Source organism: Armatimonadota bacterium (assembly GCA_013314775.1).
Lineage (GTDB): Bacteria > Armatimonadota > Zipacnadia > Zipacnadales > JABUFB01 > JABUFB01.
On the sequence record JABUFB010000010.1, the window covers coordinates 114591 to 135543 of the forward strand.

The following is a 20953-nucleotide window of genomic DNA, read 5'->3' on the forward strand; positions in this document are numbered from 1 at the left end:
GTGGTCACACCGGGCTCGGGCAGTCGCCCGGGCATTCAGATCGGCAGGTCGCGGCCGGCGCCGGCTTTCACAGCCTCGATCATGTCCTGGATGAGATCATCCGGCGAAACGCCTTCGGCCTGTCCCTCGAAATTGAGCACCAGGCGGTGGCGCAGGGCGGGCAGGGCAGCGGTTTCGATGTCCTCCACTGACACATTGTAGCGCTGGTCCATGAGCGCCCGCACCTTCCCCGCGAGCAACAATGCCTGGGCCCCGCGCGGGCTCGAGCCGTAACGCACGAACTGCTTCACGCGGTCGGTCGCAAGGTCGCTCTCGGGGTGGCTGGACAGGACCAACCGCAGAGCGAAATCCCGCACATGGTGGGCCACCGGAACCGCCCTCACCGTCTTCGACAGCGCCAGCACCTCGGGCCTGGTGGCGACGCGCTCCACCGTGGGCATCATCGCACCGGTGGTGCGGTCCACGATTTCGTGCAGCTCATCCAGACTGGGAAACTTCACCAGCAGCTTGAACAGGAATCGGTCCAACTGGGCTTCGGGCAGAGGGTACGTGCCCTCCATCTCGATGGGATTTTGAGTTGCGAGAACCAGGAAGGGTTCCTCGAGACGCCTCTGCTCGCCCGCAACTGTCACCGAGTGCTCCTGCATTGCCTCCAGCAGCGCCGACTGGGTTTTCGGCGTGGCACGGTTGATCTCATCGGCGAGCACCACGTTCGCGAACACCGGGCCGGGCTGGAACTGGAACTCCCGGCCACCGTCAGGCCGCTCCCACAGAACTGTCGTCCCGGTGATGTCCGCCGGCATGAGGTCCGGGGTGAACTGGATGCGCGCGAACCGCAGGTCCAAGGCACTGGCGAGAGAGTTCACCAGCAGCGTCTTGCCCAGTCCCGGCACGCCCTCGAGCAGCACATGACCGCCGCAGAGGAGGGCGATGAGAGTGTCTGTGACCACATCATCCATGCCCACGATGACCTTGCCGACCTCGCCCCGAAGGGTCTGCACCAGGCGCCGGAACTGCTCCGCCTGCTGGACCGCCTGCTCGTGTGAATCCGCACTGTGTGGGAGCAACTCAGTCCTCCGTTTTGTCCCGTTCGCTTGCTGCGCGGGGCTGTTTCGCACCGTCCTGCAGCGCCCGGAAATAGTCCTTCACGGGCTCGCGGTACCCGGGCGGGACTTCCTCGCGCTCCACGGCTTCCTCGGCGGTCTTCGAATACTCGCCGATCACTTCGTAATACGGGACCTTGCTGGCCGGGGTTGCCCCGGGCGCGCCGCGCTCCTCAATGGACAGCATCTCACCCTCGGGGTCTACATCCACCGGGACCCGCAGCATCTCGCCCTCGGAGGGCGTCTCTCGCGGCGTGTACAGGTTCACCGGCGACGACGGGATCGGACTGCCATCCTGCCCGTGTGAGTCATACCCGGCGCCCTTTCCGGGCATCGTGCCTGTCGCCATTCCCTGCCCCGGTCCGCCGGAGCCTGCCGCACCGCAGCCCTGACCGCCGAAACCGGCGGCCCCACCACCCAGTCACCCTGCGCCGTCCTTCGCCATCTGGGCCATCCGCAGCTTCAGCCTGCCGCTTGAACAGGCTTTCTCGGCCTTCTCAAGGGCCTTCTGCGCCCCTTCCCTGTCCCCCGCCTTCATCTTCTCGACGGCCTCAGAGAGTGCCTTGCCCAGCTCGTCCAGGTTGGTGTCCTTGAGGGCTTCCGCGAGCTTCTCGAGCTGCTTCGCCATCTCCTCAAGGTCCTTCTTCGACATCTTCTGCATTTTCTGTCCCGACTGCTTCGCAAGCTCCGAGAGCTTCTCCATGGCCTCCTGCATGTCCTCATTGGTCATGGCCTTCGCCAGCGCGGCTGCAGTTTCGGGCGATACCGGGATCTGCTGGCCCATGCGCTGGGCTGCCTGACGCAGGGCCTTCGCCGCCTTCGCCAGCTTCTCGGGACTGTCGGCCTCGCGCGCTTCGTCAGCCAGGCGCTCGAGTTCCTTCGCCTGGTCCAGCTTTCCGGCCCCGCGCGCCTGCGCCGCCAGCTTCTCAGCCTGCCGCGCCATGTCCTCGGCGGTCTTCCCAGTCAGTTCCTCGCCTGCCTTGCTCGCGGGCTTCATGGCGGGCGGCTGGATCTGTCTTGCGTACTTCTCGAGGTCCTTCTCCAGGTCGCGCATCTTCAGCAGCGCCTGCTTGCGGGGCAGCGACCCCCGGTCCAGCTCCTTCGCCAGCTTCTTCAGCCGCCGGGCAAGCTCGAACGCGTCCTCATCTTTCGCCTCGCGGGCCGCCTTCTCCAATTCCTTCGCCCGGGGCTTCATAAGCTTCGCGTGCTCGCGCAGGGCAGTCTTATCCTCGCGCTCGCCCGCGGCCGTGAGCAGCGGCGGGATCGGCAGGTAGAGCGCCAGGGCCAGGGCAACGAGGCTCCACGCGCCCACCTTTCCCGCGCGCGAGAGCCGCAATGGCAGCGCCTCGGCGGGCTCAAGGCGCGAGATCGCCTGGGATGCGTCGGCAATCGCCGCCCGCTCCATGCCCGAGACTTCAGGGCGCGCCAGCAGGTCGGCGGCGGTGGAGATGCGGTCCCGCAGGCCCAGGCGATGGTCGAGGGTCCGCGCCACGCGCTTCTCGGGGAGGGGCCAAAGGAGTGCAATCAGCCCCGCAGCGGCCACCGGAACCAGCGCGGGCCACAGTCCCCCGGGAGCGGGCTGGACATCATGCAGTCGCAGCCAAAGGACCCACGCCGCCAGCGGCGCGGCAATGAAAGCGCAAGCAATCTGCACCCCGCGCGCCCCCAGCAGGAACCGGGCGCGCAGGCTCATGCGCCGCAGTCCCTCGCGGACGACGTCGGCAGGCGTCAGTGGGTTGTCCCGTGCGAGAGTGCTCATTGGGTGTCAGCCCCGAACATCAGGATGCGCCAGATGCGGCTGCGCGCCTGGCCCTCGTACCCCATAGCGGCCAGGGACTGGAAGAACGCGGACCCCAGCAGGCTGAACACCAGCGCAGCCAGCCAGACCAGGGGAGCCGCTGATTGCTCGTCGGGCGCGGAGAACACGCCCATAACGTATCGGCTCCCGAGGAGCATTCCGGAAGGTGGATACAGGAACTGTATGATGGTGGCTCTCGTGTCAGTCTGTGATGCCAGCAGAAACGCCAGCAACAGTCCGGCGAAGAGACACGAGACCACCAGTGCCCCGACGAGACGCGCCGTGCAATCCGCCGCGTACCGGGCGATCCGCGCCAGGGCCCGGTATGCCACCGGAAGAGCCAGCAGGGCGGCCACAACGGCCACGAAGACCGCGCCGCGCACTCCAAGGGCGTCCTCGCTGCCCACCACCCAAGTGCTCAGTGCCATCCCCAGAAACGGGACCACGCGCAGCAGGCCGAGGATCACGAAGGCGCGGATGACGGCCGACACGGTGTTCAGCGAGATCGCCGAGATCGCCGTGCCCAGGCACGACGCCCACACCACCAGGCCGACCAGCAGCACCACGCCCCCCAGCCACTCCCCGGGAGTGGGCCCACCAAGGAGCATCGCCCAGAACTGGAGCGGGACCAGGATACACAGCAGCACCAGGCCCGCATCCACGGTGGCGATGATCTTCCCGGTGACCACGTCGCCCGAGGTCAGCGGTGTGGCGCGAACATGCTCCAGCGTGCGTTTTTCGTGCTCAATCACGAGGCCCAGCGCCGAAGGGATCACCAGCAAGAGCGTGAGCAGCGACGCCGCGCCCGAGGTCAGCAGCATGCAGCTCACAGGACGGAGATGATCCTGCGCATTGCCCGCGACCAGTTCCGCGGTAACGCTCACCAACATGGGGACGGGACCAATCCCGGCCGCAACCGCGCCGATGCCGATGAGCCAGCGGGTCCAGGTGACGCGCTGCCGCGACCGCAGTTCGCGCACGGCCACGCACGGGTTGAACCCGTGTTTCGTCAGCCAGTCCTCGTGTTTGATGAGCAATCCGAGCAGCATATGTGCGCCTCGGATGTGCAGGCTAATTCGTCTGGCGATCGAAAATACGTATGGTCAGTGCCCAAAGCCCCAGGGTCAGGAGCAAGGCCGCGGATGAACCGACGCCCCAAAGGTACGGCTGCGGGTCGAGCCCCGGATGGGCGGTGGTCAAGGCGCTCAGGGCATCGCGGGCAATGTCGGAGAAGATCAGCGCCGCAAGGAGCATCGCCGGGTGGAGGACCATGGGCGTCTCCGGCGCCATAGTGATCAGGAACCCGGCCACCGGCTCCAGCACGTAGATCGCCCCCACAGCGCACACGGCAAGACCCACAAGAATCGAGAACAGGGTAACCGTTGAACTGCCACGCCAGGACTGTTTTAGCGAGAGCAGCCAGCGCACGATCAGCCCCGCGAGGGCGCCCAGGATGAAGAGCGGGACCAAGGTCAGGGTGAAGGCCACAGGAGCGCTCACATGGGGGGTGCCGCCCGACGAGTACGTGCTGTACCGAGTACTCTCTATAACGATGAACCACAGGACCGGCAGCGCCGCAAGGACGAGGAAGATCACGCCGTACGCCGACATCACCGCTCCCACCATGCGCTTCACACTGGCCGAAGTGAAGTACCCGATGGCTGAGAGCAGAGCCCCGGCGGAAAAGAGATAGGTGTAGACATAGAACAGGTCCATCGGCTGGATGCCGCCCAGCATCAGGCTCCAGGCTGCTACCGGCAAGGACGAGATCAGCAGCAGAATTACGAAACCCAGGGTGACGATCATCTTGCCGGTGATGATGTCGAAGGAGGTCAGCAGCGTAGCGCGCAGCATCTCCAGGGTGCGCTTCTCGCGCTCTAGGGTCACCGCCCCCGCCGACAGACCGGGCAGGAGCAGGGCCATGAACACAAGCTGCACATAGGCCAGAACCGAAAAGCTCATGCGGCCGATCTCGGCGCTGTCCGCGGGCGCTCCGTAACTGTATTGCCCGGCCTCGCTCATGATTAGGTAGGTGATCAACACCGACGCCGACGCCACCAGCGCGTACCCCAGGAGTAGCCAGAAAGGGCGCGCACCCCGCATCCGAGTGCGCAGTTCGTGGGTGCCCACGCAGATGTTGAACCCCATCCGCTGCAGGATTGCCCAGCCGAGATTCGTGAACATCAGGCGGTGTTCGCCCTCTTTCTCACGACACGATTCCCCGGGTCAGCCGCATGTAGACTTCCTCCAGGTTCACTTCCTGCTCGCTGAATGACTGGACCACGAACCCGCCGTTCACCAGCGCCAGAAGAAGCTCATGCTGCGCCGACTGGTCACCCGTATATACGGCATGGATCGCGTCATCCACGATCTCCGAACTCACTACGTTCTCGCACTGCGCCAGGATCCTGCACGCATCTTCGGAGCGCTCCCGGACTTTCACCACGATTCTCCGGCCACCCTCGAGTTGGGCAGCAACTTCCTTCGGCGACCCCGCGTACACAAGCCTGCCCTGCTCAATGATGACCACCTTATTGCACAGGTCGGCAAGCTCGGTAAGGATATGGGAGGAGATCAGGATCGTCTTCTCCATGGCGCAGAGCTCCTTGAGAAGCTCCCTGATCTCAATGCGCGCCCGGGGGTCGAGACCGGACGCGGGCTCGTCCAGTAGCAGCACTTCGGGGTCATGCACGAGAGTCTTCGCCAGACACAAGCGCTGCTTCATGCCGCGGGAGAGTGTGTCCACGTAGTCGTTTCGCTTGGCGGTAAGGTCGGTGAGTTGCAGCACATCGTCGATAAGCCCCGGACGGTCGCTGGGCGGTACGCGGTATGCAGCGGCGAAGAAGTCCAGGTACTCGGTGACCTTCATATCGTCGTACACGCCGAAAAAGTCGGGCATGTAACCCACGCAGGCCCGCACCTTCTCCGGTTCCTTGAGCACGTCGTGGCCGTTGATGATCGCCGTGCCGCTGTCCGGCCTCAGGAGCGTGGCCAGCATGCGGATCGTGGTGGTCTTCCCCGCCCCGTTGGGCCCGATGAACCCCAGGGCGTCGCCGCGTTCCACCGAAAACGTCAGGCCGTTCACTGCGGTCAGCCCGCCGAAGCGCTTGGTGAGCCCGTTGACCTGGATCATCGTGGTGACGCCCCCTGTACGGAGGTGCGCTCCTATCGTGTGCTCAACTTCGCGGCAAGCCGCAGGTTCTCGAACTGCATCTGCTCCCCATGAGGGGTGGAAAGCTCCACGACTACACGGCCGTCGGGTGAGATGAACTCCTCGGGCCTGCGGAAGACGAAGTTGGTGCGGTTCATCGTGTCCATGCTCACGTCAGCACAGACGGTGCCCGCTTCCCAGGTACCCTTTACATGGTTCCAGGCACGGCACCACTCACCCCGCGCTGTGGCAGGCGGCAGCCCGACCTGCGATTCGTTGAAGATCGTGTGGTGGGCGAAACGCAGGAAATCGACGCGCTGGCCCCTCGGTCCCACGGGCACCCGAAACTGGAGCGTCGCCTGCCCGCCGATCAAGGTGATCGCCTGTCCGGAACCGTTGGGGTGGGGCATGATCCCGCCCACCCTCGGCTGCCCGGTTTCCACATCGCCCTGGGCCTGGATGCACTCCTGCCTGACCAGCCAGTAGGGCACGTCCACCGACGCGTTTCCTTTGAGCCTCACAGGAAGATTCGCCAGGAGCAGATTGCAGTCCTGTGTGCGCGGCGAGGCCCTCCGGAGCTCCGCATCGACGAGCGGCGCTTCACAGATCGCCGCAACGCAAGGCCAGCGCATTTCCGGAGCACCACTCATTCCTGTCGGCCCGTAGTAGCCGAACCGCGATGTGAACCGGGGTTGGCCCAGGAGCAGGCCGTCGAAGAGCAGTTCGTCGAGCTTCACGTCAGGTCTCGGAGGGCTGTACCCGGGCGAACTCACGGGGGCAGTGGCCGGGGTGCAGGTCAGCTCCTTCTCCGCGCCCGGCGCCAGATCAACCTGGGCGCTTTGGCCGCCCGCGCCCAGAAGCGTGACTCGGCGCAGCGCCTTCCCGGTGTTGTTCCGCACTGTCGCCGACAACTCCCGGCCGTCATACTCGATGACCCCGTCCAGCCCTTTGCCGAGGTCCGCCAGCGTCTCCACGCTGAAAGCACGGGTGGACCACATGTTCATGGACACGTCCGACAGCAGTGGCGGGTCCTGGCAGAGGACCTCGAGACGCGAGGGCACTGAGGGGTCGCTCACGTCATCGGCGGCGCGTTCGGGAATGCTGATGTCATAGGACCTGCGGGTGGGCGAGAACAGGCCGATATATGCCCTTGCCCGGGCAAGTCCCTGCCCGGCGGCACAATCCACGATGCTGACCCGGTTGAGGATGATCGAGCCACCGCGGATTCCGTAGCCGATCCCATACGCCCCCACGGTGAAAACCGCTACGATCACCGGGGTGGTGAGCCAGGCCAGTTCCCGTCGATCGATTCGCTTCAGGAACAGATAGTTCACAGGCGACAAGCACAGCACGTAGACCACCAGGAACCCCACCACCAGCCAGATCGAGGGCAGCCGGGCCTCTGGCGTGTGCTTGGCCAATTCGGCCGGAGCAAGCTCCAATGAGCTCCGGGACATGTATTCGGGGTGCAGTGCCGGTGCGCCGGGCCGGCAGCAGGCAGCGGCGCTCTCGGCAAACACCCGCGTGAGCAGATCGCCTGTGCCGGACCAACCCTTGACCGGATCGGCGAAGGGGTCGAAGCGGGTCATCACGATGCGTCCCGCGCCCAGTGGACGCGCGGCGATCATCGGGTCGCCGGAAGTCGCAGGCATGCCGACAGCGCCGGGCGCCAAAGCTCCCTGTGTCAACAGCCCCACGGATTCCGGCGGTCGCTTGTCCACCCACCGCGCAAGAGTCTCGATGCTGCCCGCGTCCGTGGTTCCGCTCACTGCGTAAGGCAGGTAGGGCCCAACGGCGCCAGATGCGTGGACCAGCGCCTTCATTCCTCCGGGGACGAACAGCACGCCGCCGGATCGCACCCACTGCAGAAGGGCGCTGATGGTAGCGGGGTCGGCCGGCGATCTGCCGTCGTCCGCCAAGACCACCACATCCGCGCTCTCCCACCCCAGCCAGTGCCGGGGCGCACTTCGGGACAGGACCTGCGCAACGTGGATCGTGCCGGCGGCCGAGGGGTGTCTCGCGTGGCCCGAAATGACAAGCTGGCCGAACCGGGCGCGGTTGCTGGTGAGAACCGGCTGCCCGTGCAGGAACCGCAGCAGCCCCGGTTCGCCGCCCAGGACGGCAATCAGCAGGTCATTAGAGCCGACTTCCTTCGCAAGCGTCGGGACTTCGATGGGGTGGCCCCCCGAGTAACGCACGAGGGCCTTTTCGAAGGCCCCGAAACGGGCGAAGATGGTCTCGGACTTGGCAGAATCACGGGGAATCTCGACTTCGGCGCTGTAGACCACGCGCCCGGGTCCCTGCGAGCCGGAGCTACTGGGCGCGTTCGCGACGAGGGTGATCTCGGCGGTTGTGGATGGGCCCTTGTTGGTGGCGAATTGGAAGCAGATGGGCGTCCAATCCCCCGGACGTGCGGCGCCACCGATACCCACCACAGCAGCACACTGGGGCACCTGCGCCCACACCGGGGGCGCGGCAAGGACGGCCCCACATAGGACGGCGAGACAAAGCAGGCGCAAGGCTCCACTCCCCCCAGCAGGGAATGCGGGCTGCCAGCGTGCACGTACTGCGGATACTCATTGAGGAATACGTTTTCGGCGCCGGACAAGTTCCCCTCGCTCCGGCGCCGATTGCTTAGGGCGGGCCCTCCCCGGCGGGCCCGGCTGACTGGTCGCGCTCGGCCAGCAGTCTCTGGAGAGTGTTCGTTAGTTCGCTGAAGGGGGCGGGCTTGTCGAACCACGCGTCCGCCTTCATCCAGTCCAGCACTTCCTCGGGGTTGCGGTGGTAGTCGAACCCGGTCACCTGTACGACCGACGTGAGCATGATGATGGGTGCGGTGCGGAAGCGTGGGTCCCGGCGCAGGGCTCTGGCCAGACGCGCGCCCGAGTCGGTGCGTTCCATCATCATGTCCAGCAGGAATGCGTCGGGGATTTCGCGGTTGGCTACCTCGATGGCCTCATCGCTGCGCTCCGCCGTGACAACGTCGAACCCCTTGCTTTCCAGGACGATGCGGTGCTGCTCGATGAAGTCCGGGTCGTCGTCCACAACCAGCACTTTCATGGATTCACGCGCGGCTCGTGGCGGGGTGTCAATGGGCAGGCGAATGGTGACGCGGGTGCCTTCTCCCGGTTCACTCTTGATATGAATATCTCCACCGTGGGCCAGCACCACCCCGTGTGCCACGGCAAGGCCCAGTCCGGAGCCGGGACGGTCGGTCTTCGTGGTGACGAAGGGCTGAAACAGCCGGGGCATGAGCGCCGGATCGATCCCGTGCCCGTCGTCTTCGATGATGATGTCCACATTCCGGCCCTGATCGTGCAGTTCAGCAGTTACGCTCACGTGCCCGCCTGGCTCCACGGCTTCGATGGCGTTGGCCAGAATGTTGCTCACGACCTGGGTAAGCTGAGACCCATCAGCTGTGATGGTCGGGATATTCTCGGGGATGTGCACCGAAAGCTGAACATTGGCGGCGGCAAGTTCGGGCTCGAGCTCCTTCAGGGCCGACTGGACGAAGTCGGCGACCCGGGTGTCCTCCCACACCGGCTCGCGCTGGCGCGCAAAGCCCTGCAGGCCAGACACAACGTGACGTACCTGGCGGGCCTCGGCGATTACGGTCTCCAGATCGTCCCGCCGCACGTCGTCCTCGGGCAGACTGTTCCGCAGGAGCTGGGCGAAGGCCACGATCTTTGCAAGTGGGCTGCTTATCTCCTGGGCCACATCCGCGGCAAGCTCGCCCATGGATGCCAGTTGCTGGGAGCGGGTGGCCAGATCGCGGGCACGCTCGATCTCGCCCTTGCTGGAGCTGAGCTTCTGAATGTTCACCTCAAGCTGGTCGATGAGATAGGGCAGGCACATCTCCGGCTCTGCAATTCCCTGGTACACCGCGATCGCTTTTTCGCGGCAAGTTGGGTATCCGCATGCGCCGCAGTTCAGCTCGTCCTGCCGGCCATGCTTGTTGGTGCGCGCGAGAATGTCCCGGATCTCCGTCTCGTTGGGCACATTCAGCTCAATCGCCCGCGGCGAGAATCCCCGGCTGAGGTCGATGGCCGCGAGCTTCTCCAATACGCACTCCGGCGCTTCCTCCCCGGATACCAGGGAGCGCACGTGCTCGGTGACCCGGGACTTACGCGACAGGGGCGATACATTGTCGGCGAACCCTGGTCCCGCAATACAGCCCTCGCAGAAGAGCATGTCCAGGAATTGAGCAGGGAACTCGCCCCGCGCCAAAGCCTGCAGGGCCGACCGGCAGCTATCGGGGCCCTCGATGATTTCGATGCGATCGTCCATGAGGTCGGCATCGACGCTGGCGGCCCTCAACAGCCCGCCGGCCACCGGGAACAGAGCCCCAAAACCGGGCAGCGGCGGGTCCGCTCGTGACGGTTCCACGGCCGACGGATCCACCCCGCGCGCTTGGAACAGGTCCTGGAGCTCGCGGAAAGTCAACACCGCATCCACGGAGCCGGCCACGTCGGGATCGCGCACCTCTTCCTTCTTCGCGATGCACGGCCCGATGAAGACCACGGATGCGTCCGGGTAGAACTCTTCGCGCACCGCCCGTCCAAGCGCGATCATGGGCGAGACAATGGGCGCCATCCAGGGCACCAGGTCTGGCATGTGCTTGGAGATATAACTGACCAGCGCCGGGCACGGGGTGGTGATGACGGGATGATCGGGGGGATCGGCAATAAGCTTCGCATACTCGGCGGCGACCATGTCGGCGCCGAAGCCCACCTCCAGCACGCGGTCGAAGCCCAGCGCGCGCACGGCGCCCACAACCTGGTCAGCCGAGAGCTCACTGTAGGCCGCGGCATAGGAGGGCGCGAGTATGGCCACGGTCGGCCGCTCCTCGTTGAGGAGCTGTTCCACCGTCGGCCCCCCGGGCTGTACCTGCTTGGCGTTCTGAGCGCAGACACGCACGCAATTGCCGCAGCCGATGCAGCGTTCGGCAATGACGGTTGCCTGTCCGTCCTGCACCCGGATCGCCTTCGCCGGACAACTGCGCACACAGTTATAGCACCGGCGGCACTTGTCCGCGATGGTGGTGACGACGCTGTCGATGTGGCCGGCTGATGAGTCCAATTCACTCTCCCGGTCAGATCAACGCTGGGGGTAGAGGCCCCGATCTTGTCAGAACATCTGTCCGCGCAGGCCGGCTTCCGCTTCCTCCATGAGCTTCAGAGTCATATCGCGCAGGTCCGCCGGCAGCCGGACGAGTTCGCGCTGGATGATTGCCTCCCCGATGCGTACGGTGTCCGGCGATGCGTAGTCCATCAAGTACTCGCGCAGGGCCAGCAGAGAGTTGGCGGATCGGCGCTCCGGCGTTGTCAGCTCCTCGCCGGGCGGGCGCGGGAGCGTCACTCGGTATCGCTTCTGAGAGTCCGCAGCGCCTATGTAGGGCACGAACCCGGCGTCGCACAGACGGTAGATCAGCACTTCGAGCGCTCTCGGCCTGCCGATGGTCAGCCTGCCTGCTGCATCCGGGTCACCATCCGCAGTGTACGCACCGGGATAACTGAGGGAGCCGACACTCACTTCAGAGATTCCCAGCGCATACAGATGGCGCCGGGTCTCACGCTCCGCCGGAGTACACATGACGATGGCCACGTGAGGCATCGCAAGTCGAGCCACCGCCACGATCAGCTTGAGATCCTCGTCGGTCACCTGGTAAGTCGTGTCCTGCGAGGCAGGCGCTTCCTTCGCCGGGACCATCCGGGGGAGTGTGATGGACGCAGGCCCGCTGCCGCATTCTTGCTCCAGGTAGGCGGAGTGCGCGATGAGGGCCACCACGTCGTAGCGGAAGTCATACGCGCCCAGGAGAACCCCTAACCCAAGCTTCCTCGCGTTGCCTTCGATGGCTCGGTCGTGGCCTGTTATTCTCCAGTCATAGTCCGCTTTCGGACCGTCCACATGCAGGCGCTCGTACGTTTCGCGATGGTAGGTCTCCTGGTGACAATGGTACGTCCCCAGGTAGCCTTCCTGGGTAAGCAGCCGGAAATCAACGGGCTGCATGGGGTTCACGTTCAGATCTACCCGACAGGCCTCCTCAACGCCTGAGCGTGTCCCGTAGGCGGCAACCAGCATGTCGTGGATATGGTGCGCACCGCTGCGGTCCTCTGCGAAGACCAGGTTGAAGTGCCGATGCCCCTCGCGCAGCAGACCGGTGATCTCGCGCTGCAGATCGCGAATCGTGGAAGAGGTCCGGCGCAGGCGCACATCCGAACGTCGCAGGGGGCAGTACAGGCAGTCATTGATGCAGCGGTTGGTGGGACAGATCGGGGTGGACAGTGCAACGCGGCGGTTGAAAGTCTCCTCGTGCACGCGCCGGGCAGTTGCCAAGACCTCCTCGCGGAGATTTCCTTCGCGCACCTGAATGAGAATGCCCACGTCTTCAGGTGTCAGGCCTTCCAGCGCCTGCGCGCGGTGGAGCACATCCCGGACGGTCTCGGAATCAGCCTCCTGTCCAGCCTCGAGGATCGACTGGATCTGCTCACGCGGGCAGATACGGGCGGCGACCTCGGCCACCCTCTCCGGCGTCCAGTCTGCCGGGACAGCCTGAACTGACGTCATCGTGGCCCACCTTTCGAGCGCAGCGAGCCGAACTGGGCGCCATGTGGGAGAGGGGCTCTCACCAGGAGCCCCTCTCCGCACAGTCATCGCAACTGCCCCTACTGGGGGCCCTGAATCGCCGACTTGGTGCGCGGCGTATATTCAGTGTGCAACAGATGGTGTGACTTGTGGCTCAAAGGTTCACCCAGGAACTTCTCGTAAATGCGGGCGATAGACGGGTTCTCGTGTGACCTGCGGATGGGCAGGTCTGCGTCAGCGGTATAGATAGCGTCCATACGCTTCTGGCGGATCTCAGGCGACGTCGGAATCGGCTGGCCACCACCGCCGAGACAGCCGCCGGGGCAGGCCATAATCTCGATGAAGTGGTAGTCAGCCTCACCCGCCGCCACCTTGTCCAGCAGCTTCGCGGCGTTGCTCAGGCCGTGGGCGACAGCGGCCTTGAACTCGATGTCACCCACCTTCACCACCGCTTCGCGAACGCCGGCCATCCCGCGCACGGCCTGGATGTCCACGTTTTCCAGCTTCTCGCCGGTGATGACCTCGTACGCCGTGCGCAACGCAGCTTCCATGACCCCACCGGTAGCGCCGAAGATCACTGCGGCTCCTGTGGATTCACCCAGCGGATCGTCATAGTCGCTGTCCGGCAGATTGGCGAAGTCGATGCCCTGTTCTTTGATCATCTGGGCAAGCTCGCGAGTCGTCAGCACGTAGTCAACGTCCCTGTAACCCGAGTCGCACATCTCGGGGCGGGCCGCCTCATACTTCTTGGCGGTGCAGGGCATGATCGATACCACGACCATCTTCGCCGGATCGATGCCCGCCTCCTCTGCATAATACGTCTTCGCCACAGCGCCGAACATCTGCTGCGGCGACTTGCAGGAGGAGACGTTCGGGAGCAATTGCGGGTAGAAATGCTCAACGAACTTGATCCAACCCGGGCTGCATGAGGTGATCTGGGGCAGAACGCCGCCCTCGGTAATGCGTTTGATCAGCTCGTAGCCCTCTTCCATGATGGTCAGGTCGGCGGTGAAGTCGGTGTCGAAGACTCGATCGAAGCCCAGCTCGCGCAGTGCGCTGGTGAGCTTGCCGGTCACCACCTGGCCCGCAGCCAGTCCGAGACTCTCGCCCAGGGCCACACGGACGGCGGGTGCGGTCTGGACCACCACGAACTTGTCTGGATCCGAGAGTGCTTCCCAGACTTCGTTGATGTAGCTCTTTTCAGTGAGGGCGCCGGTGGGGCAGCGGTTGATGCATTGGCCGCAGTTGACGCAGAGCGCGTGCCCGAGTGGCTGCCCGAATGGCGCGCCGATGATGCTCTCATATCCGCGCCCCAGAACTCGCAGCCCGGATACCCCCTGGATAATGTCACAGGTCTGAAGGCACCGGCGGCACAGGATGCACTTGTCCGGGTCGCGGACCACCGCGAGACTGACGTCGTCGATGGGGTGGCCAGGGCAGTCCGCACGCACGCGCACCTCGCGGATGCCTAGCTCCTCGGCCAGCTGCTGCAATTCGCACGAGCCATTCCGAGCGCAACTGGTGCAGTCCGAAGGATGATCGGACAGCAGCAGCTCAACCACCGTGCGGCGCGCCTTGCGAACCTTGGGCGAATGGGTCTTGATGTTCATGCCCTCGCGTACAGGGAAGGAGCAAGAGGGCTGCAGGCCCCTTTCGCCCTCGATCTCCACGAGGCAGACACGGCAGGCGCCGAGGGGGGGCAGATCAGGGTGGTAGCATAGCGTCGGGATATGGATTCCCGCCTGCTGGGCTACATTGAGCACCGTCATGCCGGGCCTTGCCGGAACCTCGCGGCCGTTGATTGTTACCATGAACTCCGACATTGGTTACTGTCCTCCTGGTGAGTTGGGGCAGTACAGGTTTAGGCGTGCTGTCCGCGCCTAGTCTTCCTCGATCGCGATGTAATCGCAGTGCAGACAACGCGCCGCTTCCCGGCAGGCCACGGGTACTGAGTAACCCGTTTCGACCTCGGCGAAACCAGTCCGCCGGTAGCTGTCCGGAATGCAGGGAACGGGTGTGGGCGGGCGCTCCTCCTCGCCGGTCTCCAAGGCTGCGAGGACCTGCTGTGACACCCGGGTGCGCGAGCGGATCTTCGGCTCGGGTATTGGCTCGCCCGACAGATAGCTGTGGATCGACCGGGCGACTCTGTGGCCATCGGCAATGGCGTCGACGACCGTCATCGGCCCCTCGGTGGCGTCTCCACCTGCGAACACGTTCTCTTTCGCGGTGGCAAGGGTCACCGGATCGGCGCACAGCTTGCCGCGGCTGGTCTCCAGGCACGCGCACTCCGGGTCGATCCGCTGGCCGATAGCTGCGATGATCGTATCCACGTCGAATTTGACCTCGCTGCCTTCAACCGGGACCGGCCGTCGACGACCGGAGCTGTCGAAGTCGCCAAGCTCCATCTGCTGGCAGACCATCCCGGCCACCTTGCCGTTCTCGACTTTGATCTCGCTCGGGGCCATGAGGAAGTGAAGCTGCACGCCCTCATGGGCCGCGGCCTCGATCTCCTCAGCATGGGCGGGCATCTCGTCTCGAGTGCGGCGGTAGACGAGGTGCACCTCGTCCGCACCCAGACGCAGGGCGGAACGAGCCGAGTCAATCGCGGTGTCACCGCCGCCAATGACTGCCACGCGCTTGCCGATCTCGGGCTGGTGGCCCAGCGCCAGCTCCTTCAGGAACTTGATGGCGTCCAGGACGCCGTCAGCATCGGAGCCCGGGCAGTCCAGCGGAATGCCCTGTTGGCAGCCGATGGCCAGGAAAATCGCCTCATAGCCCTGGGCTTCCAGATCCGTAATGGTGACGTCTTTGCCGAAGGTCACGCCGGTCTTCAGTTCCACCCCAAGGTCCACGATGTCCTGGATTTCCTTCTGCAGAACATCCTGGGGAAGGCGGTAGTCAGGAATGCCGAGTGCCATCATGCCGCCCGGCAATTGCTCCTTCTCGAAAACCGTCACATCGTAACCCATGCGGTTCAGATCGTCCGCGGCGGTGAGACCGGCGGGCCCGGAACCGATGACCGCAACCTTCTTGTGGCGGCGCGGAGCAAGCTCAGGCTTCCACGCCTTGGTGCGATAATCCGAGGCCGTCCGTTTCAGGAGCCGGATTGAGACAGGGCCGTCCAGCTGGCTGCGGCGGCAGTGGGCCTCGCAGTAGGCGGTGCAGACCCGTCCGCAGACAGACGGGAACGGATTGGCGTCGCGGATGACCGCGTACGCTTCGTCGATCTGCCCTTCGGCCATGAAGCTGACGTAGGCGGGCACGTCGATCCCAGCAGGGCAGGCATGCTCGCACGGCGCCTTCATCATTTCCTGGCAGGTTCCAGCACGACAGTGTTTGTCACGAATGTGCTCCTCGTACTCATCCCGGAAGTACGCAATGGTGCTCAGGACCGGGTTGGGAGCAGTCTGTCCCAGGCCGCACAGACTGGTGACCTTGATCTGCTCGCCCAGGTCCAGGAGCAGGTCGATGTCGCCGGGCCGACCCTCGCCACGGCAGATGCGCTCCAGGATTTCCAGCATACGCCGGGTCCCGATGCGGCACGGCGGGCACTTCCCGCAGGACTCGTCCTGCACGAAGTCGATGAAGAACCGCGCAAGGTCCACCATGCAGGTGGTGTCGTCCATCACGATGAGACCACCGGAACCCATGATGGAGCCAAGTTCCTTGAGACTCTCATAGTCCACCGGAGTATTCAGGAACTGGGGCGGAATGCAGCCGCCGGAGGGACCGCCACTTTGGGCTGCCTTGAACTTGCGCTTGTTGCGTACGCCGCCACCGATTTCGTAGATAATTGTGCCCAGCGGGGTGCCCATCGGGACTTCAACGAGACCGGTGTTGTTGACATGCCCGGCCAATGCAAAGACCTTGGTGCCTTTGCTGGTCTCGGTGCCGATGGAAGCGAACCACTCCGGCCCGTTCAGAATGATCGGGGCGATGTTCGCGAAGGTCTCTACGTTGTTCAGCACCGTCGGGCGCTGCCAAAGGCCTTTCTGTGCGGGGAAGGGCGGTCGCGGGCGGGGTTCGCCGCGCTTGCCCTCGATGGACGCCATGAGCGCGGTCTCTTCGCCGCAGACGAATGCGCCTGCTCCCATGCGCAGTTCGATGTCGAAGGAGTGGTCAGAGCCGAAGATATTCTCTCCGAGCAGACCGTATTCCCTGGCCTGGGTGAGCGCGATAGACAGGCGCTCGATGGCCAGCGGGTACTCGGCTCGCACGTAGATATAGCCCTTCTTAGCACCGATGGCGTATCCCGCGATGGCCATGGCTTCGATGACACTGTGCGGGTCACCCTCGAGCACGCTGCGGTCCATGAACGCGCCGGGGTCGCCCTCGTCCGCATTGCACACCACATACTTGATGTCGCCCTCGGCTTTGGCGGTGAACTCCCACTTCAGGCCGGTGGGGAAGCCCCCGCCGCCACGTCCGCGCAGGCCGGAGTCCTTGATGATCTGGATGACTTGCTCCGGAGTCATTTCCGTGAGAACCTTGGCCAGCGCCTCATATCCGTCGCGAGCGATGTATTCGTCGATATTTGTGGGATCTATCTCACCGCAGTTGCGCAGAACAATCTTCTGCTGCAGCGCGAAGAAGGGGATGCTGTCCATGTCCAGCGCTGGGGTCTCGCCATCCGCTGAGACATACATGAGGCGCGCCACAGGCCGCCCCTTCAGCAGATGCTCAGAGGCGATTATCTCGGCATCCTCGGGCGTGAGCTTCTGGTAGAAGACGCCCTCGGGGTACACCACGGCAACGGGTCCGAGATCGCACGAGCCCATGCATCCGGTTCGTACGACCTTCACTTCATTGCTCAGTCCGTGCCGGCTGATGGCGTCTTCCAGGGCTTCGGATACGCTATGGCTACCCGAGGAGACGCAGCTTGCCCCGGCGCAGACCAGCACGTGTGACCGGTAGGTTGGCATCGAGTTGTTACGCTCCCTTCAGGGAAGAAGTCGAACAGTTGCACCCGGTCTGGGCGCATCCTGGCAAGACACTGCGAACGCTACTCATAGCGTGCGAGCAGGTCGGCAACCTGCGATGGCTTCACCCGCTCGTAGATGTCCTCGTCGATGGTCATGACTGGCGATAGGCCACAGGCACCCACGCAGCGCACAACGTCCACGCTGAAACGCATGTCTTCGCTGGTCTCGCCCACTCCACAGCCGGCGCGCTTTATAACTTCATCCAGCACGCGCTTGCCGCCGCGCACGTAGCACGCGGTTCCCTGGCAGACCTTGATGATATGGCGCCCACGCGGAACGGTGGTGAAGAAGCTGTAGAAGCTGATGACACTCTCGACCTGTCCTGGAGGCATGGACAAGCGGTCCGCAATGTACTCCTGCACCTGCTGGGGCAGGTATCCGACCTCTTCCTGAACCTCATGGAGTATTTCTATGAGGGCATCGGGATCAGCGCCGTGCTTTTCCACGATGGCATCGATCTTGGGGAAAACGTCTTCGGCGATAGGTGCAGCCGTGAGCATGTTCAGTTGCCCTCCGATCCGATGGCGATGGCGTACTCGGAGACGACCTGGCCCTTGATGATGTGGTCATCCACGATCTGCTTGACCACGTCGGGCGTCACTGAACCATAGGTGACCGGGGCGCTGCCGGGAATCAGCACCTCGATCATCGGCTCCCGTTCGCAAAGACCCTTGCATCCGGTCTGGGTAATGGTGACGTCATCACGGCCCTGCCGTTCCAGCTCCTCCAGCAGGGATCGGAGCACATCGCGGGCGCCGGCGGCAATGCCGCAGGTTCCCATGCAGACCACAATGCGTGGCCCGCCCTCCCTGTCCCGTACAGCCAGAGCAGCTTTCGTGCGTTCTCGCAGCTCTCGCAGTTCCTGTACGCTCTTCAAGTTCGTACTGCTCCCTTCCTGTTACTGTCTGGGCGTGTCTCAAGCACGCTGCCTGTCACTTACGCCGGCGGCCTTCCGGCTTCGTTCAGGTTCATTGGCGCCGCGCGGGTCCCGTCGGTTACGTCGTCGGTCCATTGCGTCTCCTTGGTCACAGCCAGTTCCTGTTCCAGGTCAGGCTCTGCTCCCCAGGTCGTGCAATCCTTCGCGCACATGGCGCCCCAGCCATTGCAGGATCGGCGGGGCACAAAGGCAGTCTGCCTCGAGTTCTCGTTTCACCTCCATCGTATCGAGCCGGAACTCGCTATCCCCCACAATGTGGCGATAGACAAGCTCCGTGTGTTCCGTTTCGCACGCCAGAGACTGTATCACCGCGGCCAGATCCCCCAGCGGCGGTCGGTCAAAGTTCGATAACCCCATGACACATCGCACCAGCGTCCCCTTGCCCGGCGTGGAAGTCAGTTCCATCACGCCACCCGCCTGCTCGCATGTGGCCTTGAGCAGTGACAGCCCCAAGCCTACATGACGGGTGGTGCGAGTCGTGTAGAACGGGTCAGTGACCCGCGCCAGGGTTTCCGCATCCATCCCCCGCCCGTCATCCTGCAGCGTGATCTCCAACCGGTCCCGCTCCGGGTCTTCGACCACCGTCAGCGCCACGTTCCGCGCCCCTGCCTCCACGCTGTTGCGGGCGATATCCAGAATATGCAGCGACAGCTCACGCACCTCCACCACCCCCGGGGCACAACTCTTTCTTCAGTTCCTCGCCCCAGTCGCAGGCATCCAGTTCCGCCCTGGCGAGGTCCGGGCTGATGAAGGTCATTGCCCGGCCTATATCCTCGGGCACGTGGGCATCCGAGCTTGTCAGCAGGCAGACCTCAGCCAGCTGCGGCCACCGCGCCCGAGCCCTGTCCGGAGCCATGCTCGCCGAGACCTCGAACGCCGGCACGCGCAGGTCAGGTGGCACCATGCCAAGCACGCGGAACAAACCGTTCAAAGAACGGTCCACGTGGGCCGGGATGCTCAGTCCACGGCGGTCTGTGGTGTGACGGGCGATCTGCTCGATGGTCAGGTCCGTGGCGGTCACCAGGAGGCGATCGTCGGTCCCGATCACGTGACCCCACGCGTCCAGAAGCAGCTGTTCTCCCAACACGTCGGGGCGGTTACGAAGGTCGGGCAGATGGTCCGCGACAAGGCGGTCCATATCCATGGCCGCATCAAGACTGTCAAAGAGCGCAAGGATGTGCACACCCTCCGCGCTTTCAACCTCCAGCCCAACGAGCACTCGTACATCAAAGGCTGCTGAAGCATCCAGGAACGCTTTCGCATTGCCCGCGGTGCAGTGATCGACGATGCCCACCACTGCAATGCGCCGGCGCTCGGCGCTCAGAAGCACCTCCCCGGGCCGCATCGATCCATCGCCGCACGGGGACAGCGCTGAGTGAATATGCAGGTCCACTGCGACAAGTCCGGCTTTGGCGACCTGATCTTGCTTCCGATCTGCAGTGGGATCTGCAGGGCATGCTTGCTCTGCCACTACCGCACTCCCAACTGGTACAGCATCCCGGCAATCTCATAGGCCGGCGCGTCGCAGGTGAGAATCGGGATGTCCTCTTCCTCAGCACGGCCGGTGGTGTCTTCGTCCGGGTGGAAGCCGCTGGCGATGACGATGCCCGCCAATCCCCCGAGCACCGCTACTGCCACGATATTGGAGTGGGTCTGAATCGTCACCCACAGCTGCCCGGGCTTGCCGTTTGCCATCACGTAACTCAGCAGGTCGCTGACGAGCGCGCCGACCACCTCGCTGTCCAGCTTGTGCCCGCCTGCGCAGACTTTCAGCCCGAGGCTCTCGGCAACCTGGGCCACGGTGAGGGTATTGGCTTCAGTCATCGCCCCGGTCACCTCGCCTGAACACCAGCTTCATGCGCACGCCCTCCCCGGGTGGGCTCTCAATCTCCATCTCGTCCGCCTGGCCCTTGATGTTGGGCAGACCCATCCCGGCGCCAAAGCCCAGGGCCCGCGCCTCCTCTGTCGCCGAAGACCAGCCGGGGGTCATGGCGAGCTCAATATCCTCGATGCCCGGCCCGCGGTCCTTCACGCTGACCTCCACTCTGTCCGCGAACACATCGAGGGCGATGTAGCCGGAGATGGCGTGCAGGACCACGTTCATCTCCGCCTCGTAGCAGGCCACACTCACCCGCTGGATCGTCTCCCCGTCCACGCCGGCTTCCGACAGGACCCGCTTGACTGACGTGGATGCACGGCCGCCGAGAAAGTAGGCGCTGCCCAGGATCGGGAACTCATGATGGCACAGGGGCTGATCATCCATGGTTCGCGGTGCGCCTGCCCTGCCTCATTCCTGGGCCCCCGAATTCGCGCGATATGGCCGCAGACCGGCCTGCATAAGCAGTCCGCACGCCTCGTACTTGGACAGAGGCGTGCGGTATACAGGGATGTTCTCTT

Annotated in this window: 17 protein-coding genes; all 17 read right to left on the reverse strand. The window is 64.4% G+C overall.

Going from position 1 to position 20953, the window contains the following annotated elements:
* Window positions 1-35: 35 nt before the first annotated feature.
* Window positions 36-959 carry an AAA family ATPase gene (locus HPY44_13540; GenBank protein ID NSW57029.1) on the reverse strand — a complete coding sequence of 308 codons (924 nt, stop codon included), beginning with the start codon at window positions 957-959 and terminating at the stop codon, window positions 36-38.
* Between the two features lie 109 nt (window positions 960-1068).
* Window positions 1069-1437 carry a hypothetical protein gene (locus HPY44_13545; GenBank protein NSW57030.1) on the reverse strand — a complete coding sequence of 123 codons (369 nt, stop codon included), beginning with the start codon at window positions 1435-1437 and terminating at the stop codon, window positions 1069-1071.
* An 87-nt stretch (window positions 1438-1524) separates the two neighbouring features.
* Complete coding sequence (locus tag HPY44_13550; GenBank protein NSW57031.1) at window positions 1525-2862, reverse strand: hypothetical protein; 1338 nt, start codon at window positions 2860-2862, stop codon at window positions 1525-1527.
* Window positions 2859-3950, reverse strand: coding sequence for a hypothetical protein (locus HPY44_13555; GenBank protein ID NSW57032.1), 1092 nt, complete (start codon window positions 3948-3950; stop codon window positions 2859-2861). The genes HPY44_13550 and HPY44_13555 overlap by 4 nt, the downstream gene beginning before the upstream one ends.
* A gap of 22 nt (window positions 3951-3972) precedes the next feature.
* Window positions 3973-5085: a hypothetical protein gene (locus tag HPY44_13560; GenBank protein ID NSW57033.1), complete on the reverse strand. Its 1113-nt coding sequence runs from the start codon at window positions 5083-5085 to the stop codon at window positions 3973-3975.
* A 22-nt stretch (window positions 5086-5107) separates the two neighbouring features.
* Complete coding sequence (locus HPY44_13565) at window positions 5108-6034, reverse strand: ABC transporter ATP-binding protein (GenBank protein NSW57034.1); 927 nt, start codon at window positions 6032-6034, stop codon at window positions 5108-5110.
* A 32-nt stretch (window positions 6035-6066) separates the two neighbouring features.
* Window positions 6067-8505, reverse strand: coding sequence for a hypothetical protein (locus tag HPY44_13570; protein NSW57035.1), 2439 nt, complete (start codon window positions 8503-8505; stop codon window positions 6067-6069).
* A gap of 181 nt (window positions 8506-8686) precedes the next feature.
* Window positions 8687-11131, reverse strand: a complete 2445-nt coding sequence (locus HPY44_13575) for a response regulator (protein NSW57036.1) — start codon at window positions 11129-11131, stop codon at window positions 8687-8689.
* 48 nt (window positions 11132-11179) lie between these two features.
* Window positions 11180-12619 (reverse strand): hypothetical protein, encoded by a 1440-nt coding sequence (locus tag HPY44_13580; GenBank protein ID NSW57037.1) that lies wholly within the window; start codon window positions 12617-12619, stop codon window positions 11180-11182.
* A gap of 98 nt (window positions 12620-12717) precedes the next feature.
* Window positions 12718-14460 (reverse strand): iron hydrogenase small subunit, encoded by a 1743-nt coding sequence (locus HPY44_13585; protein NSW57038.1) that lies wholly within the window; start codon window positions 14458-14460, stop codon window positions 12718-12720.
* Window positions 14461-14517: 57 nt separating this feature from the next.
* On the reverse strand, window positions 14518-17559 hold the full coding sequence (nuoF, locus tag HPY44_13590; GenBank protein ID NSW57039.1) for an NADH-quinone oxidoreductase subunit NuoF: 3042 nt from the start codon (window positions 17557-17559) through the stop codon (window positions 14518-14520).
* A gap of 80 nt (window positions 17560-17639) precedes the next feature.
* The gene (locus HPY44_13595; GenBank protein NSW57040.1) at window positions 17640-18119 is read right to left on the reverse strand and encodes an NAD(P)H-dependent oxidoreductase subunit E; all 480 of its coding nucleotides are present in this window, start codon (window positions 18117-18119) and stop codon (window positions 17640-17642) included.
* Between the two features lie 2 nt (window positions 18120-18121).
* Window positions 18122-18496, reverse strand: a complete 375-nt coding sequence (locus HPY44_13600; protein NSW57041.1) for a (2Fe-2S) ferredoxin domain-containing protein — start codon at window positions 18494-18496, stop codon at window positions 18122-18124.
* A gap of 171 nt (window positions 18497-18667) precedes the next feature.
* Window positions 18668-19216, reverse strand: coding sequence for an ATP-binding protein (locus HPY44_13605; GenBank protein NSW57042.1), 549 nt, complete (start codon window positions 19214-19216; stop codon window positions 18668-18670).
* Window positions 19209-20027 carry a PHP domain-containing protein gene (locus HPY44_13610; protein NSW57043.1) on the reverse strand — a complete coding sequence of 273 codons (819 nt, stop codon included), beginning with the start codon at window positions 20025-20027 and terminating at the stop codon, window positions 19209-19211. The genes HPY44_13605 and HPY44_13610 overlap by 8 nt, the downstream gene beginning before the upstream one ends.
* Window positions 20027-20380 (reverse strand): serine kinase, encoded by a 354-nt coding sequence (locus HPY44_13615; protein NSW57044.1) that lies wholly within the window; start codon window positions 20378-20380, stop codon window positions 20027-20029. The genes HPY44_13610 and HPY44_13615 overlap by 1 nt, the downstream gene beginning before the upstream one ends.
* Window positions 20373-20819: an ATP-binding protein gene (locus HPY44_13620; protein NSW57045.1), complete on the reverse strand. Its 447-nt coding sequence runs from the start codon at window positions 20817-20819 to the stop codon at window positions 20373-20375. Before HPY44_13620 ends, HPY44_13615 begins: the two co-directional genes overlap by 8 nt.
* Between the last annotated feature and the right edge of the window lie 134 nt (window positions 20820-20953).

Excerpts from the sequence above, each read along its gene's own strand:
- HPY44_13550 (NSW57031.1), bottom strand. The coding sequence starts at position 2,862 with ATGAGCACTCTCGCACGGGACAACCCACTGACGCCTGCCGACGTCGTC.
- HPY44_13615 (NSW57044.1), bottom strand. The coding sequence starts at position 20,380 with ATGACTGAAGCCAATACCCTCACCGTGGCCCAGGTTGCCGAGAGCCTC.
- HPY44_13595 (NSW57040.1), bottom strand. The coding sequence starts at position 18,119 with ATGCTCACGGCTGCACCTATCGCCGAAGACGTTTTCCCCAAGATCGAT.
- HPY44_13540 (NSW57029.1), bottom strand. The coding sequence starts at position 959 with ATGGATGATGTGGTCACAGACACTCTCATCGCCCTCCTCTGCGGCGGT.
- HPY44_13585 (NSW57038.1), bottom strand. The coding sequence starts at position 14,460 with ATGTCGGAGTTCATGGTAACAATCAACGGCCGCGAGGTTCCGGCAAGG.
- HPY44_13545 (NSW57030.1), bottom strand. The coding sequence starts at position 1,437 with ATGCCCGGAAAGGGCGCCGGGTATGACTCACACGGGCAGGATGGCAGT.
- HPY44_13580 (NSW57037.1), bottom strand. The coding sequence starts at position 12,619 with ATGACGTCAGTTCAGGCTGTCCCGGCAGACTGGACGCCGGAGAGGGTG.
- nuoF (NSW57039.1), bottom strand. The coding sequence starts at position 17,559 with ATGCCAACCTACCGGTCACACGTGCTGGTCTGCGCCGGGGCAAGCTGC.
- HPY44_13560 (NSW57033.1), bottom strand. The coding sequence starts at position 5,085 with ATGTTCACGAATCTCGGCTGGGCAATCCTGCAGCGGATGGGGTTCAAC.
- HPY44_13565 (NSW57034.1), bottom strand. The coding sequence starts at position 6,034 with ATGATCCAGGTCAACGGGCTCACCAAGCGCTTCGGCGGGCTGACCGCA.
- HPY44_13555 (NSW57032.1), bottom strand. The coding sequence starts at position 3,950 with ATGCTGCTCGGATTGCTCATCAAACACGAGGACTGGCTGACGAAACAC.
- HPY44_13620 (NSW57045.1), bottom strand. The coding sequence starts at position 20,819 with ATGGATGATCAGCCCCTGTGCCATCATGAGTTCCCGATCCTGGGCAGC.